Origin of the sequence: uncultured Cocleimonas sp., from assembly GCF_947495625.1 — a bacterium.
Classification (GTDB): Bacteria; Pseudomonadota; Gammaproteobacteria; order Thiotrichales; family Thiotrichaceae; genus Cocleimonas.
In genome coordinates this window covers 24,419-39,455 of sequence record NZ_CANLZW010000026.1, presented here as the reverse complement: position 1 = coordinate 39,455, position 15,037 = coordinate 24,419, and the positions used below count along the sequence as shown (strand labels likewise).

Here is a 15,037-nt window from a genome sequence, read left to right as displayed (position 1 = left end):
TTTAGGTACTTTTCACCACAATAAATATACGGTAGATAGACACAGAATTATTAATTTCATTACTATCCATTCTTTAATTTTTTTGAAATAGAGGAAAACTATAAATGCCCTGCATCCTGCTTATTGATAATGGTTCGCTGCGCGCGAATGCTACCCTGCAATTACGTAAGCTGGCAGAAAAATTATCCATTGAATCAGGTCATAAAATTCACCCTGTTTCTTGCAAACATTCGAATCGTATTCCTGCGGAAGATATTAATGGAATACCGGCGAATACTTTCGGTGATTTTATGAAACAGCAACTTTCTGCTGGAGAAAGAGAGTTTATTTTATTGCCCCTTTTCTTTGGCAATAGCAGAGCATTAACGTCATTCATTCCCGATGAAGTCGTCATTTTAGAAGAAGAGTTTGGGAAATTTGAGGTAAAAATTGCTGACACTATCTATCCACTCCCCCAAGGAGAGCCTGATCTAAGCGATATTATTTATGATCATGTTATCGCTACTTCATTAAAGGTAGCTGACGGTGGCTCTAACATACAAAATGTAGTACTCGTTGACCATGGCTCACCTGTTCCCAGAGTCACGGCTGTAAGGCAACATCTTGCTGATAGTGTTAGAGAAAAGTTGGTAATCCATCAGGTCGACCCAAAGGTTTTAGAAGAAGCGGTGATGGAGCGTCGGGAAGGCAAAGAATATGATTTTAACGGTGATTTATTAGAAAAGTGGCTGACTGAAAAAGCTCAAGCAGGTGAAACGCAAGCTTCGGTTATTTTGATGTTTTTCCTACCCGGCAGTCATGCAGGTGAAGGCGGAGATATTGTAGAAATCTGTGATGCAGTCATGGACAAATATCCCAAATTTAAAATATCGATTAGCCCTTTAATCAGTGAACACCCTAAATTAATTTCTATCTTAAATAAGCGATTAGAGAATAGCCTTAAAAGCTGAGTATCACCCCCCTACTTTTAGCCATATTTATGCAGAATCGCCTTTGCTGAAGATGACGCATCAAGCTATCGGGATTAATCTAACAATCACTATAACTGGATGTTTGCTCAGTGTTCTCTGTTCTTTTGTGCATAAAAAATAAGGAATTATGTTCAATCGAATTTCTTAAGCTCTCAAAATTGCTATCGTCACCTTCGATGAAACCATCTCTATTTTTGATGATAAATGCTTCTTTAGGTGTATTTAACAAACCTTTCTTCAAGCTCGATGTATATAGGGGATCAAGGCCATCACGAGCAACCCAGGACTGAGTTGGAGCTCTAAAACTTGCGATGGTTCGGATTCTTTTACTAAAATTCTTATTCTTCAGAATATCAATCTTAAATGCACCCGCATCATATACATCACGAATAACCGCGATCGCAACATTATCATGCCTACCTAGATAGTTATAACCAGCTAAATCACCCGCGGTAATACCATTATCAACCAGAAACTTTTGCGATAGATACCTACCAATGGTGGATGATTTATTTCCAAAGGCGAAACTTCTTCCCTTTAAATCTTCTACTTTTTTGATTGGGCTATCTTTCAAGACACCAATGACACCTTCATAATAGGGTCGGCCTTTACTCGACTCTGAAGCTAAAATGGAAACATTTGGGCTTCTGCGTTTGACTGCCACGTATGAGGCGCCGCCTAATCTGGCAAAATCAATTTTTTTATCTACCAGCGCGTCCAAGGCATCTTTGTAGGCTGGAAAGAATACAATGTTTATTTCAACGTTTTTATTTAATTGAGCTTTTAGACTTTTTTCTAGATGACGAAGTATGGGTTCATTTTGATCATCCACCCAGTTACGCCGTTCGGAACCATAGACACCAAAGTCGAGTTTTAATGTATTTGCAAATACCGTTGCCGACAATTGAGCAAATAGTATTGATATAAGTAATAATTTTTTCATCATTGCATTGAGCTTTTCAAGTTATTAAAAAGTCTCCCCCAAAGCAACTTGAATTCCACTAGCCACATATCTGTTATTTGCCTCTTATTTTAACTATGCAACCGTCAATAAACGCTAATTGCAGACAACTTTATCGCATCTAACATTTAATATATATTGATAAATATCATTTATTTAGGTTGTGCACAATTAATTGATTATACAAGATTCTTAATTGGTCGAGCAATTTTTAAAATTAATCCACCCGATAAAAAAGTTACTCTTTAAAACCCATAGATAATACTTAAGGTGTCCTGATCACGAACGACCACCAAATCAATGTTACGGGAATGAGTTAATTCATTGATGATAAATTGTTGCATGCCCGGTCCTTCAAAAGTTTGACCATTGAGACTGGTTAAAATATCACCGCTTTGAAAGCCTAGTCGAATAAATTGATCTGCATTTCCACCTGGCATAATTTTATACCCAAGAAACTGTCCCTGTTCATAAACGGCATAAGGCCGCCTGATCATTAATAAGCGAATTGGGTTTCTACGTTTATCCTGTTCCAGCATAACTCGTTGCTGAAAAATATCTTCATCAGCGCCCTTCACATCATTAAAAATCTCATTCAAATATTGCACCTTAGTTTGACTTCCATAGCCCCCCATTTCTAACACATGCTTTTCGCCATAATAGTTGACCACAACCTGATTCCTAGTGATTTCCTCGACAATAGCTCTTTGGTAGATCATTGATTTTATTTGATAAACCTCCTGTACCCCACCATGCTGAGAGATCAATGCATAACTGCTATTATCGCCTTTGTAAACAACGCCATGTAGCCTGAAATTTAAATCTGAAAAAGGAATAGAAGGTTTCAAGTCTGCAAGAATAATAGAAAGCTTGTTAGTATCGACCTGCTTATTTAATTTCTGTATTGCATGAAAAAGCTGAGAGAAGAAACTTTGTTCGTTTGCTGATTCGGTGTTTTTCCTGGTTGATATGCTACTTTGGGGATGATCTATACGCTCGGTATTCATCGCAATAAATGCCAAAAGAATACTTAGAATGACAATAATAGTCGTTCTACTGGTGAAAAATATTGTGGAAGATTTACTATAAGTCACTAAGCTCCTTATACCAAACGCTGATAATCTACTAAAACCTGAGAATTATTGCTCAGCAGCTTAGCTAATTATAGTCTATTTAATAACAATGTATTTAAGCCCTATAACTCAATGGCTTAGATGAACTTTCTAATTTATAGATAAATATGAGATAAAAAAAAGCGGACCGGAGTCCGCTTTATATAATGGATTTAAGATTTAATTGATCGTCTCACCAAACCATAATGAGATTAATAACCAACTAATCGATAGTAGACAATGAAATAAAACCACTAACGATTATTCTCTTATACCCTCACATTGAGCCCAAATACTTAAGTTCTCTTCCTTAAGACTCAATTCTTGATCGAAAACGTTATAAAAAACGCTTTTCAAAATGACTTGTTGTAAGTTAATTTTTTCGGATTTCTGATAATTATTACTGACAATCTAAGAATAACTATTCTTTCGCTTTATTCTTCAGTTATATAAATATGAATTAATCAGAATACGTGTTGTTTTCCCTCTCTTAAGCGTTTTGTGCTTTTAATTATTATTAACTTACTTAACGTAGGTTTAAATTTACTCGCAATTATCTTGTTAGTAAAGTATTTTATTTGCACACTATTAAAATAGTTGACTTAAATCAATCTCGGCCTTGTTGATGGACTTAATTCGAGAGTCACCAAGAGATTGTTTTTATTTGATATTTAGAAATAAATATCATACTCCTTTAGATAAAAGGAGCATGACAAAGGATGTGAAATTATTTAATCAGTAATCCGCGATTGTTTAAAAAAGGTCGCATATGCTCGCGCTTTTTATCCTGAACGGCTTTCGCTGTTTGCTCTGACCAATTAGAAACACGTGTTTTACCTGAGCGAGATTGGTAATAAGCTTCCATCTGTGCGTCATAAGACTCAATTTGAGATTCCACTTTTTCAGCTGCGTAATGGTCTTGATGCAAAATAGTTGTTACTGGAAAGCGAGGTTTAACATCAGGGTCTATCGAAGGCCAACCTAAACACATGCCAAATACCGGATAAACCTGATCGGGTAATTCGAGTAAATCAGACACCAATAGCGGATTATTGCGAATCCCGCCGATAAACACTCCGCCCATACCCATCGATTCAGCGGCCAGCAGGACATTCTGAGCCATTAAAGCCACATCGACACTGGCTGCCAAAAAGTGCTCGGTGTTTCCCTCTAGCTTACCTGCACCCTGTTCGATGCAGGCTACTTCGATACGTTTTAAATCTGCACAAAACACTAAAAACTCAGGGGCATCTTCTACCCAGGTTTGCCCACCTGCGGCTTCTGCAATTTGACGTCGCGTATCACTATTGGTAACACGAATCACTGAGTAAGCCTGAATAAAACTGGATGATGCCGCTGCCTGCCCACATTCAATGATTGTTTGCAGTGTTTCGGTATCTATGGATTTATCTTGAAATTTCCGAATCGAACGATGACTCAGCATCGTCTCTATCACTTTATTATTTGTTTGATCTAACATAATCCTGTATCAACTTGGTGTTTGTTTAATCTATACAATGCGTATAAAAACGCGCATAAAAACGATTGTCTCGTTAATTTATGCCGCGCTTTCTGCGAGGCTTTCTTTCAATAAACCTTTATGTGTCAACACTACGACAAGGGTAATCAACGCCGCACCCACTATATTTGCCATAATATTTAAAGGTAGGAAAGCACCAATAATGCCTAAGATTAATAGAGGGTAATGCCAGATTTTCAAGGGTCCTTCAGCGTAATTCTGTACCAAACAATTCAGTGCATAAATACCAAACAGCCCAAAGAAACCAATCTGAATAATTTCCATCCAGCTGCCACTAATCAGAGGTGTATAAGCAAACATCAAAGGCACAATATATAAACCTTTTGCGATTTTCCATGCTTGAAATCCGGTCGCCATAGGCGGTGATTTTGCAATACCTGCAGCGGTAAATGCGGCTAAACACACAGGTGGAGTAACATTACTGTCCTGACTCAGCCAGAACACGATTAAATGCGCAATCAGTAAGTACATGGTTAATTGTTCTGCATCGACCAATACTGGACGAAGCGTAATAGCCACTTCAAACGGAATAGCAGACATTAACTCTAGCGCTTCGGGTCGAGTCATCCCTGTGGCTATTGATGCCACATGTGGACTATCGACTAACATAAACATAGCCGACTTACCTGGATCAGCAATCCCTTGAACCAATTGATCAACGATTACCCCATCCGCTAAAATCCCTGCCAATGCAGGAGCACTTAAAATAGCGAGAATAATATAAGCGGCAGTAACCGGTAGCCCCATTCCCAAGACCAATGATGCTAATCCTATGAGTATGATGGCAACTACCATCGACCCCTGAGACCATTGAGCGATCATCAACGAGAAGCTATTGCCGATACCACTGGTAACAATTGCATTATTCATAATACCGATTGCCACTAACAAAACACCCGTCAGAATCGAAGCTCGAATACCAAACATAAAGGCTTCCGCAATGCGCGAGGGGCCCATCACCGTAGGTTTAAAATCATCGCGGTTTAATATTTTGCCAATCACTAACGTTGCCCAGGATACCAACACCAATGCTGCAATCGCCCATGACGCTGCATAACTTGGTGTTACGCCGGTCATTAGCAACCAGATCATCACCGTTAAAGGAAGGATGAAGGTTAAGCCACCAGAGATGATTTTACCTTTATCAATAACCAAGTCCTGATCATCACCAACTTTGTATTTAACCGCTTCGATACGTACGATAAATGCAACAGAAAGGAAATATAGAATCGCAGGAACAACCGAAACCGCCACAATGGTGGAATACGGAATAGACGTGTAACTCGCCATAACAAAGGCACCAGCACCCATTATCGGTGGCATTAACTGCCCACCGGTAGATGCGGCTGCTTCAACGCCGCCTGCGAACCTGCCACGAAAACCATTAGACTTCATCAATGGAATCGTAATAACGCCGGTAGACGCTGTATTAGCTATCGCGGAACCACTAATCGTGCCTGTTAAGGCAGATGAAAGAACCGCAACAAATGCAGCACCACCACGGATACGACCTGCAACTAATTTAGAACTTTCGATAACAAAATCACTGGCACCAGAGACCACCAGGAAACCACCAAAAATCATAAACAAGGTAATATTAGTGGACGAGATGCTCGCCAAAATTCCAAACATGCCTTCGTCATTAAACAAAGAGCGGAACATGATGTCATTAAGGGGCAAACTAGCCGAACGAAAAACACCCGGTAACTGTTCGCCTAAAAACATAATATAAGACAGCGACAACAGGATTAGTATTGGAATCACCCAGCCTGATACTCTTCGTGATAAATCCAGCGCAGCAAATAGCAGTATTCCGCCTGCTAACCAATCCACAGGGCTAAACTGCCATGACTGACCAGTAACCGCTAAGGTATCATCATAAATTCGCGATTCTGATGCGGCCACCCAGAGCGCAGATGCTGCAACGAGTAAGCCATAAAAGAGATCAAGCTTAATCGCCCACGGTTTGTTTTTACTACGGCCAAAAGCGCTATAAATAGTTGAAGCTAAAAAGGCAAAGCCTGCAAAATGTATCGCATTTTGCCAAAGTCCCGGCTCATTAAGAAAAATATTTGTGAGTATGTGCCACACACCAAAGGCCACAGCAAAAGCTGCAATAAACCATTCTAGCGGTGTTTTAGATTCTCCTCGTTTAAGGTCTTCTACCATTAACCATTCATCACGAAGATTCTGTGTAGCAAGAATATCAAGATCAGAAGCCAGCTCGGTTGTTTCTGTATTTTGTGTTTTATTAGTCATCGTTTCTTTATCGGTTCTTTATTGTTTATTTGTACAGAATATCTAAATTGTCTTTAAAGCTAACGCCGTTCACAACCCAGGTTTTTTCAGGTTTGTAAAAAGTAATCTTCCAGTAGATAGCGTGATTTTTGAATTTATGTAGATAGTAATAACGCAAAAAAGAATCTCCTATTTTTTGTTTATCTACCATCTCCTGTCCCACGGACGGTCCAAATCGCCTATCAACAACAGGCCACTGCATTTCTATTTTTTTAATAAGATTATCCAGCTCAACCTCAGGTAAAGGCCAATGTGGTTTTGCGAGTGCCATACCCTCGGTAAACTCTTTTTTAATAAAGTGGTTTACCATTTTATCGGCTAATGCTTTGGTATCAATTTGATTTTTTAGTTCTTTAGCATGAGCAACGTCTATTGTTACAAATAGTGAAAATGCGGTGAGCATTGAAAAAATAAACAGTGTTGAAAACATGCGGGATAGCGTCGAAATCCGTAACTTCATTAGTAACACTCAAGATGAAAATTAGAGTATAGGATAGATAAAAGTACACCCCCCTACTTTTATGTAGTTTTTATCATTTCTACAGAGATAATCAGAAATAAATCATAAATTTATCGCTATATGCTAAGTGGATTGCATAGCAAAGAATGTTTTATACAAACCTTCTATCTGAAGTTATTACTGGCAATCCCAATTTTAGCTATTATGCAAGCTACAGTAATTCAGGTTTTTTGGATTTATCACGCGGTATACAACTAACCATCAATCACAATCAATCACAATCAATCACAATCAATCACAATCAATCACAATTAATCACAATTAATCACAATATAATAAAAAAAGTTATTCATTTTATGTACAACAAAAAATTTTCAGTGAGTTTTGATAATCAGATAAGAACCACTGAACACATTTCTTTTTTGATAAACAATGCAAAAGAATCAGGAGCAAAAGGCGTTACACTTGTCATAAGTGCGGGCTATATGCCTGAGATGAATACATTAAGTGATTACTTAAAAACACTAGATATATCAGTATCTGGCGCTATTTTTCCAGAAATAATCTATGACGACAGCTATTACAGTGATGCGGCATTAGTGATTGCGACATACTACCCAATTCAAGTTAGAACTTTTCTGGATATCAGCAATAAAAAATCAGAGTTATATACCGAATCAAATTCAGACATAAATCCGCCTGACATTGAAGCTTGTCTTATCTTTGTTGATGCAAAGGCTAAATGCTTAGAAGATGCATTAGATGCACTCTACTACCGCAATGAATTTGATTACAAATACGCAGGCGGTGGCGCTGGCTACTTGAAGGATAATAAAGAACCCTGCATTTTTACCAACGATGGAATTGTAGAGGATGCCTTACAAACGATTAGTTTACCGTTAAATCAGGATAACCAACTTTGCCATGGCTGGACCCCTTTATCTGGACCGCACATCGCCACTCAAGCCTCTGGAAACCGCTTAATAGCATTAGATTATCTTCCGATAAAAGAACAGTATCGAAAATTTATTCAAGACAAGGTAAGCGAGGATATTTCAGATAAACCCATAGAAGAATTATTATCTCAATATCCAATTGGAATAAAACATTACGGCGAAGAAGTCATCGTACGTGACCCTTATCGTTATCATGACGATGCCATTGAATTTATGGGCGATATACCAGAATTTTCCAATATATACATTCTATCCGGTGAGCCAGAATCTTTACTTGATTATGTTGATCAGAACCTTAATAAATCAATCATTGAAACTAAAACAAACAGCAATCTGTCACTTATTTTTAGCTGTGTTGGTAGACGCTCACACATGGGATCTGTCAGCGACATTGAGCTATCTCGAGTTTCAAAGGCTTTAAAACCCACACAAGCAATTATTGGGACCGCTTCTCTGGGAGAGCTAGTAACCAACGAGGCAGGTTTATTGCGCTTGCACAATATGTCGCTGGTAGTCACGAGGTTTTATAAATGATTCTCTGCGAACCGGAAAATCTGATCTCTCTACAACATGAGTTGTTGATGTCAATCGGGACTCATACCAGCCCTGAAGCGTTGCTAAAAGAATTTTCGTTTAAAGCAATCAAGACGCTTAATTTGAAGCGAATTCACTTCTTTCAGAAAAGTAATAAACATGTAGGTATTCGCAAAAAGACATTTTGTATTCCATTATCTGCAAAAGATATTATTGCTGAAAACCCAAAACTTGAACGCTATTGCGTTAATCATTTACCTACAGAAAATGGCTATATCGAAGAGATCGAACACAACGGCAGTTTCTTCTATAGTTTCGGCATCAAAAATTTTGGCTATATTTTATTAGAGAGACGATTAAAGGCTTTCGATCAAAGCCTAATACAGGCTTTAATTCCGCCTATACTTCGTTTTTGTATTGCCTACCTCAGTCGTAAACAGTTTGAATTAAACACTAAACAACGAAATAAAATCCACGAAATATCAAGCGCATTACGACTTGATAAGCAAAAGTTTGAGACAATTTTAGGCGCAATAAAAGACGGTGTAATCGCCATTAACATCAATAAAAAAATCTTTTTTGCCAATGATTCAGCCTATGTCTATATGGATGTTGAAAACAATGCGAAATTTGATAAAAAGTACTATGAATATTTTCGACTTTTTAATATCGATCTGAGCGAAGATATCACCCGTAAATTAGAAAATTACGCAATGAAAAGTACAACCTGGTCGCCTAAAGAACCTATTGTATTTAAAACGGAAAGTGGCAAAACCAGCGTTTGTGAAATTAATGTACAAAAAATCAAAGACAGAAGGCAAAGTCAAATTGGAGGTGATTTCTATTTTGTCATTACTTTCCACGATATTACTGAAACGTATGAGATGGAACAAACGCTAGCTTGGCAAGCTACACATGATCACCTGACCCAGTGCTTAAACCGAAGCGGCTTTGAAAAGATACTTGACCACATTGTTATAAAAAACAAATCTAACAACCATGCCTTAATCTATATGGATTTAGATCGTTTCAAGTACGTCAATGACCTCGGTGGACATTTAGCGGGTGATGCCCTGCTAAAACAAATTTCAGGCATGATGCAGCAAGAAATACGCGAATCAGATCATTTAGCTAGAGTGGGTGGAGATGAATTTTGTATTATCACCAGACGCTGTGAAACCAAATACGCCATGGAATTAGCTGAAAGAATTCGAGAAAAAGTAGAGCGTTTACGATTCCAGTGGGAAGAAAATATATTTACCATTGGTATCAGCCTCGGCGTCGCTTCAATTAAACCCAAAGACAAAGATGCAGACCTTGTATTTTTTAGAGCAGATGACGCCTGTATGCTTTCAAAAAACAACGGACGCAATCAGGTAACTCTGGCTCAGGAAGTTCCAGAAAACGCCTCGAAAATTGATCCAACACGGCAAATTAACTACATAAATTATGTCAATAAATCACTCTCTGTTTTCGACAACACATACAAGTTTGTTCTGTTTCAACAACAGATTAAAGCCATATCAGAGAATGAAAAAGACCACATAGAAATCCTATTGCGTATGGAGCATAACAACAAAATCATTATGCCAAATGCATTTCTTCCTGCTGCTGAACGTTACGGAAAAATCGCAGCGATCGATTTGTGGGTGCTCAAAAACTCATTAGAATATATAAAACACTGCAAAAATATAGATGTGAATGTAAATCTCTCTGGAATAACACTCAGTGATGATGGCGCCAGAAAACAACTCTACGAAATGATCTCAGCGCATCCGGAAGAAGCCAAAAGTCTGTGTCTGGAAATAACCGAAACAGTGGCGATTACCAATCTAACCAAATGCATACGCTTTATGAATAATGCTTCACAATATGGTGTGAGTTTCGCATTAGATGATTTCGGAACAGGCGTATCATCGTTCGGTTATCTAAAAAACCTGCCTGTAAAATACTTGAAGATAGATGGCTCTTTTATCCGCGATATTTGTAACAATGAAATTGATCAGATCGTTGTCAGGTCGATTACAGATGCCGCAAAAGCCATGTCTATTCAAACGGTTGCGGAATTTGTAGAGGATGCAGAAATCTTAAACAAGATATCAGAAATTGGCGTAGATTTTGCTCAGGGATATCATCTAAACAAACCTGAAAGGCTTGAGATTCACTAATCTAAAAAAGTACTTAAAACTAAAGTCACCCCCCTACTTTTAAGTGACTTTTATGCGGCTGCCCCTTCCCTTTGGGTAAGCATTAAACAGCAATGCTTTTGTCTCGATAAATCTCGGCTCATTTTGTAGTTTGAAATGACTAAAGGAACTTATGCTTTGCGGAATGAAATTACGTTTTTCTTGTTTAAAAACGTAAATAGAATTTATGCAGAGCTAGGCCTTTTTTTAACTTTGTTTTAATGTTATTTAAGTAAGGATCTACATAAAAAAACTATCAGCTTTTAGGACCGAACTCATTGATATCCAGAATAAAATCTTTACCGTCTGTTGCAACCCTTCCAATATTCTCTAAATATTTATAAGTGACATCCGCCAAAACTACATTTTTATCAAGAACATTAACGATGTAACCACTTTCGGCTAAATCTATAATTGTGATTCTTTTTTCAGGCTTTTTCTTATACAAATCTGACTCAGGATCAAGCACAAAAACATAGCCCTCAAGACGGCATAAAGCACCATCGGCAGCAACCACTTCACCTAAAAAATGTCTCCGCGTTGAGCTATCGTAAAGCGCTCTGTAAATTACATGTACTTTGTTACCATTCTCAATAACCATCAGCATTCCCCATAATTTAAGTTGTGTCTTGAAAGGAGATAATAGGCCTTAAGGTATTTACAGTGGCTTAATAATTTTATTTTTATTCTAATCTGGATTTTATAAATAACTGAAGAATAAAAAAAGCATCTACCACAAGAGTCGATTCTCTTTTAGTAGATGCTTCATTTACCCATTGCGGATAATTTGGACTAATTGTGAACTAGATTAATGATAGACCTCGTCATATAGATCCGAAGTCTTTTGTTTAAGCGCTTTTTGTTCAAAATAGTCTTCAACACGTCTACGTGCATTCCTGTCATATTTAATTTTCTGGTGTTTTTTCGAAGATAATTTCTCAAAACCGATTTCGTCATCCATATCCCACATACTGTAGGAATCAGACCCCTCATCATTAGTGTAATAATCATCTTGTCTAACTTTTGCCACTTTAATTTTCTCCGGCATAATGTGTTTAACAGTTGTTATGACAGGCTAAATCTTTTGCCTGCTTAAGTAATTTATACAACCACAGAAGAAAAAATCAAAACAATATATTTTGATTAGAATGACAAAAATTACGAATTAAAACATCACTAGAAAGTAACGAACTTCAAACAAATTTTTTATTCTTAAGCCAGTGCTTTTGCCTTAAAGATAAACGTACCGAATGGAATAAAGGAAGCAAAGAAACCAATCAGTGTTTTTACAAGACCCAATTCTCTTTTCGCTGCATGTGAAAAAAGTAAAACAACAAAAGCCAAGAACAAAACACCATGAATCGGCCCTATTATTTTTACCGCTTCAGCCATCCCCGCATAATATTTCAATGGCATTGCAACAAATAATAGAAGCAATAAAGAAGAACCTTCGAATAAGGCGGCCCAGCGTAAGATAGTAAAGTCTATTTTATTTTTAGTACTAGTTTTGTTCATTTATATTTAACGCGATTAATTAAGTTTCGTTGGATGAGAAATCTTTTTAATCCGCAAGTATATTTCACAATGCTTTAATATAAAATGAATAAGGAATTTGAGTATGTGATGATTGTTTTGGTTTAATTGGTATTTTTTTGGTGGAAAGATTTCGACTATTTTTAATACAGTCTCGAGAAATGGTTAAATTATAGCTATTAATTTTAGTCACCCCCCTACTTTAAGGCACTTTTTCGGTGAATTCAGAGACAGGCGTTTATTGTAGAGATACCTGATGCATGTGACGATTAGTGATTTCTTCGATTACGCCTTCTTTATGTAATTGCAGCATGGCGTCACTAAATTTCTCTGCGACAAGTTTATAATTGATGCCGCTATTTTTTGAGAAGCCTATATACAATGGAGCTTTATTCACTACATATTCTAGTTTTCTGAAATTCGCTCTTTTAATTTTTCCGCTTAAGATGTATTCATTAACAAGATTATCGAATACTAATTCATTGATAATAATCGCATCCATCCTGTTCTTAGCGTTCAGTTGAAGTACCAGACGTTCATTGTTAATAGCTTCAATGCGCTCAATATCCTTATACTCATCAAACGTTTTACCATAAGAATTTTCTACAGCTACACCAATACTCCAGCCTTTAATATCTATAATTTTTTTAGCCGTTTTATTGCTATCACCATTAACAACTAAAATATTCTTTTCGTAGCTCAAAGGGATAACTGGAAATTCTAGAAACGCTTCCCTTTCTTTCGTTTTGAAAAGAGGAAATATTGTATCAGACTCGCCACTTTTAACTTCTGCCATTGCTCTTGCCCATGGCCTAACTTTAAATACTGGCTTGATATTTAACTTTTTAAAAGCAGCTTTAATGGTATCTACATCCATGCCTTCAAATTTCCCATCTTTTAAATAGGAATACGGGGGGTATGAGTTACCTACTATGGTAAATTCTCTCTCTGTCGCAAAGGCTCCCATTATCACAAATAGCGAAATAACAGAAAATATTAGTAATTTCATATTTTTATTTTTAAATTAAAATTCTGTCCTATCATGTTATTATAGCCAGTTTATACCTTCAATACCGTCTGTTACCAAAAAATGACCGTATGTACTGCTATTAACCATAATATTTACTTATCTGATGGTTTTAATTTCTTATCTTGTTTTTTTCGGCTGAATACCATCTCTTGTTTTTTTAAATTATCCTGCTCTCCCACCCATGCATATAACAACAACGCCGGCTCTAGTCTGGATACAGTAATGCGATGCGTATGAGAAGGCGGATTAAAAATCATTGAGCCAGGAGAATAAACACCTTGATGATTTTCCGAGACTGAGCCTGATAGGCAAATGTAACTCTCGGTAATGCCATCGTGCGCGTGGGACGGATAAACACAGCCAGGCGCAAATAACACCACACCTAAAATAACCTCGTCAGAAATAACAGGACCATGAGGCCCACAGATTTCAGCATAGGCATATTTATTTTCTAATGCACGCGGCATTTTTTCATAACCGTATTGCCAGTTCAATCTATCAGAAATTGATTCAAACGAGCGAATGACTGAAAAATGAGAGTGGATCTTTCCCTCATCTAATGCGCGTTTTAGGTGTTTGGTGACTGGTTTATCCGCAATGTTATCAATCGTAATTTCCGGATTAGCCTTCATCGTGCGGCTTATGGCCTCACGTACTTTGCGCTGATGTGATCGAATAAGATCGCTGCCACCAGAATCAAGATGACGATAGAGTTCGTAACACTCCATAAGTAGATAACGCCAATCAGGACAATCATTCAAGTGATTATTATTCATAATTCATGTGCTCTATTTTCGAATCCACTCGACCTGTTGCTGGATATGGGAGATTATATTTATTCAAAGTTCTCTCGAATACAATATTAGACCGATCGTCTAGTTTAATCAATCACAAGATAGAGTTGATTCATATTTTAATCTAAGAGGTTTAATCGATGGGTCGATTAGAATGGTTCACATTGAAAGCAATGTCAGATGACATTTAATCAAAAATGAAAGCCCCCCCTACTTATGAATGATATTACGCTTTTGTTGTTTAAAAAATCTAAAGTAAAAATCCACGTTCTAAGAACGTGGTTTTGTGTTCGCCCTAGAAGGGCGTATGAAGACTAGCCCTCTTAGAAGGCTAGTCAGAGTTATCGCACTTCGCTTTAAATGATTCTTTAAAATTTAAGTTCTAAGTTTTTCTCTACTTTCTCTTGATGCTTAACATATAAACGTATCATCTCTGCGTCAACTCAAATGCAATCTTTCCCTTCAATATGCGATAACGGTATTTAGGTACCCAGACAATATGATATTCGCAATGCCAGATAACGTGCGATAATTTACTAAATCTACTCATGTGTTTTCTCCTAGAGAGGTTGTTTGGCGATAACAACTCTAGGATGCACCTGAGTAGGTTCTTGAGGCTAGAGCCTTGAACCTCTTCCACGTCCTAAGGACGTGGTTCTTAT

The 15,037-nt window shown here is 37.4% G+C and carries 13 protein-coding genes and 1 pseudogene; 3 read left to right on the top strand and 11 right to left on the bottom strand.

Going from position 1 to position 15,037, the window contains the following annotated elements; genetic code table 11:
- Positions 1–104 precede the first annotated feature (104 nt).
- Positions 105–950 (top strand): sirohydrochlorin chelatase, encoded by an 846-nt coding sequence (locus tag Q1A31_RS14560; RefSeq protein WP_299878162.1) that lies wholly within the window; start codon positions 105–107, stop codon positions 948–950.
- 79 nt (positions 951–1,029) lie between these two features.
- Here Q1A31_RS14560 and Q1A31_RS14555 read toward each other — a convergent pair whose 3' ends face one another.
- The 5 genes from Q1A31_RS14555 to Q1A31_RS14535 form a co-directional block, all read right to left on the bottom strand.
- Positions 1,030–1,917, bottom strand: coding sequence for a PhnD/SsuA/transferrin family substrate-binding protein (locus Q1A31_RS14555; RefSeq protein ID WP_299878159.1), 888 nt, complete (start codon positions 1,915–1,917; stop codon positions 1,030–1,032).
- 260 nt (positions 1,918–2,177) lie between these two features.
- Entirely contained in the window at positions 2,178–3,026 is an 849-nt protein-coding gene (locus tag Q1A31_RS14550) for a type II secretion system protein N (protein ID WP_299878157.1), read from the bottom strand.
- A gap of 745 nt (positions 3,027–3,771) precedes the next feature.
- Positions 3,772–4,524, bottom strand: a complete 753-nt coding sequence (nfsA, locus tag Q1A31_RS14545; RefSeq protein WP_299878154.1) for an oxygen-insensitive NADPH nitroreductase — start codon at positions 4,522–4,524, stop codon at positions 3,772–3,774.
- A gap of 78 nt (positions 4,525–4,602) precedes the next feature.
- The gene (locus Q1A31_RS14540; RefSeq protein WP_299878151.1) at positions 4,603–6,843 is read right to left on the bottom strand and encodes a TRAP transporter fused permease subunit; all 2,241 of its coding nucleotides are present in this window, start codon (positions 6,841–6,843) and stop codon (positions 4,603–4,605) included.
- Positions 6,844–6,868: 25 nt separating this feature from the next.
- Positions 6,869–7,342 (bottom strand): hypothetical protein, encoded by a 474-nt coding sequence (locus tag Q1A31_RS14535; RefSeq protein WP_299878148.1) that lies wholly within the window; start codon positions 7,340–7,342, stop codon positions 6,869–6,871.
- 146 nt (positions 7,343–7,488) lie between these two features.
- Here Q1A31_RS14535 and Q1A31_RS14530 point away from each other — a divergent pair, with 146 nt between their 5' ends.
- Together Q1A31_RS14530 and Q1A31_RS14525 are read left to right on the top strand one after the other, a co-directional pair.
- A complete protein-coding gene (locus tag Q1A31_RS14530) occupies positions 7,489–8,832 on the top strand; it encodes an FIST signal transduction protein (RefSeq protein ID WP_299878143.1) in 1,344 nt (447 codons plus the stop codon).
- Positions 8,829–11,000 carry an EAL domain-containing protein gene (locus Q1A31_RS14525; RefSeq protein ID WP_299878140.1) on the top strand — a complete coding sequence of 724 codons (2,172 nt, stop codon included), beginning with the start codon at positions 8,829–8,831 and terminating at the stop codon, positions 10,998–11,000. Before Q1A31_RS14530 ends, Q1A31_RS14525 begins: the two co-directional genes overlap by 4 nt.
- 274 nt (positions 11,001–11,274) lie before the next feature.
- Here Q1A31_RS14525 and Q1A31_RS14520 read toward each other — a convergent pair whose 3' ends face one another.
- From Q1A31_RS14520 to Q1A31_RS14495, 6 genes and pseudogenes are all read right to left on the bottom strand, one after another.
- A complete protein-coding gene (locus Q1A31_RS14520) occupies positions 11,275–11,625 on the bottom strand; it encodes a hypothetical protein (protein ID WP_299878137.1) in 351 nt (116 codons plus the stop codon).
- A gap of 201 nt (positions 11,626–11,826) precedes the next feature.
- A complete protein-coding gene (locus Q1A31_RS14515) occupies positions 11,827–12,048 on the bottom strand; it encodes a PA3496 family putative envelope integrity protein (RefSeq protein ID WP_299878135.1) in 222 nt (73 codons plus the stop codon).
- 182 nt (positions 12,049–12,230) lie between these two features.
- Complete coding sequence (locus Q1A31_RS14510; RefSeq protein WP_299878132.1) at positions 12,231–12,533, bottom strand: DUF3817 domain-containing protein; 303 nt, start codon at positions 12,531–12,533, stop codon at positions 12,231–12,233.
- 256 nt (positions 12,534–12,789) lie between these two features.
- Positions 12,790–13,560, bottom strand: coding sequence for an ABC transporter substrate-binding protein (locus Q1A31_RS14505; RefSeq protein ID WP_299878129.1), 771 nt, complete (start codon positions 13,558–13,560; stop codon positions 12,790–12,792).
- Positions 13,561–13,673: 113 nt separating this feature from the next.
- Positions 13,674–14,357, bottom strand: a complete 684-nt coding sequence (locus tag Q1A31_RS14500; RefSeq protein WP_299878126.1) for a dimethylsulfonioproprionate lyase family protein — start codon at positions 14,355–14,357, stop codon at positions 13,674–13,676.
- 457 nt (positions 14,358–14,814) lie between these two features.
- A pseudogene (locus tag Q1A31_RS14495) lies at positions 14,815–14,925 on the bottom strand (transposase); the annotation flags it as partial.
- Positions 14,926–15,037: the final 112 nt, after the last annotated feature.

What these genes read in the sequence shown, in the direction of transcription:
- Q1A31_RS14560 (WP_299878162.1), top strand. Translation starts at nt 105, where the DNA reads ATGCCCTGCATCCTGCTTATTGATAATGGTTCGCTGCGCGCGAATGCT.
- Q1A31_RS14520 (WP_299878137.1), bottom strand. Translation starts at nt 11,625, where the DNA reads ATGCTGATGGTTATTGAGAATGGTAACAAAGTACATGTAATTTACAGA.
- Q1A31_RS14505 (WP_299878129.1), bottom strand. Translation starts at nt 13,560, where the DNA reads ATGAAATTACTAATATTTTCTGTTATTTCGCTATTTGTGATAATGGGA.
- Q1A31_RS14500 (WP_299878126.1), bottom strand. Translation starts at nt 14,357, where the DNA reads ATGAATAATAATCACTTGAATGATTGTCCTGATTGGCGTTATCTACTT.
- Q1A31_RS14555 (WP_299878159.1), bottom strand. Translation starts at nt 1,917, where the DNA reads ATGATGAAAAAATTATTACTTATATCAATACTATTTGCTCAATTGTCG.
- Q1A31_RS14535 (WP_299878148.1), bottom strand. Translation starts at nt 7,342, where the DNA reads ATGAAGTTACGGATTTCGACGCTATCCCGCATGTTTTCAACACTGTTT.
- Q1A31_RS14540 (WP_299878151.1), bottom strand. Translation starts at nt 6,843, where the DNA reads ATGACTAATAAAACACAAAATACAGAAACAACCGAGCTGGCTTCTGAT.
- nfsA (WP_299878154.1), bottom strand. Translation starts at nt 4,524, where the DNA reads ATGTTAGATCAAACAAATAATAAAGTGATAGAGACGATGCTGAGTCAT.
- Q1A31_RS14530 (WP_299878143.1), top strand. Translation starts at nt 7,489, where the DNA reads ATGTTTTATACAAACCTTCTATCTGAAGTTATTACTGGCAATCCCAAT.
- Q1A31_RS14525 (WP_299878140.1), top strand. Translation starts at nt 8,829, where the DNA reads ATGATTCTCTGCGAACCGGAAAATCTGATCTCTCTACAACATGAGTTG.
- Q1A31_RS14510 (WP_299878132.1), bottom strand. Translation starts at nt 12,533, where the DNA reads ATGAACAAAACTAGTACTAAAAATAAAATAGACTTTACTATCTTACGC.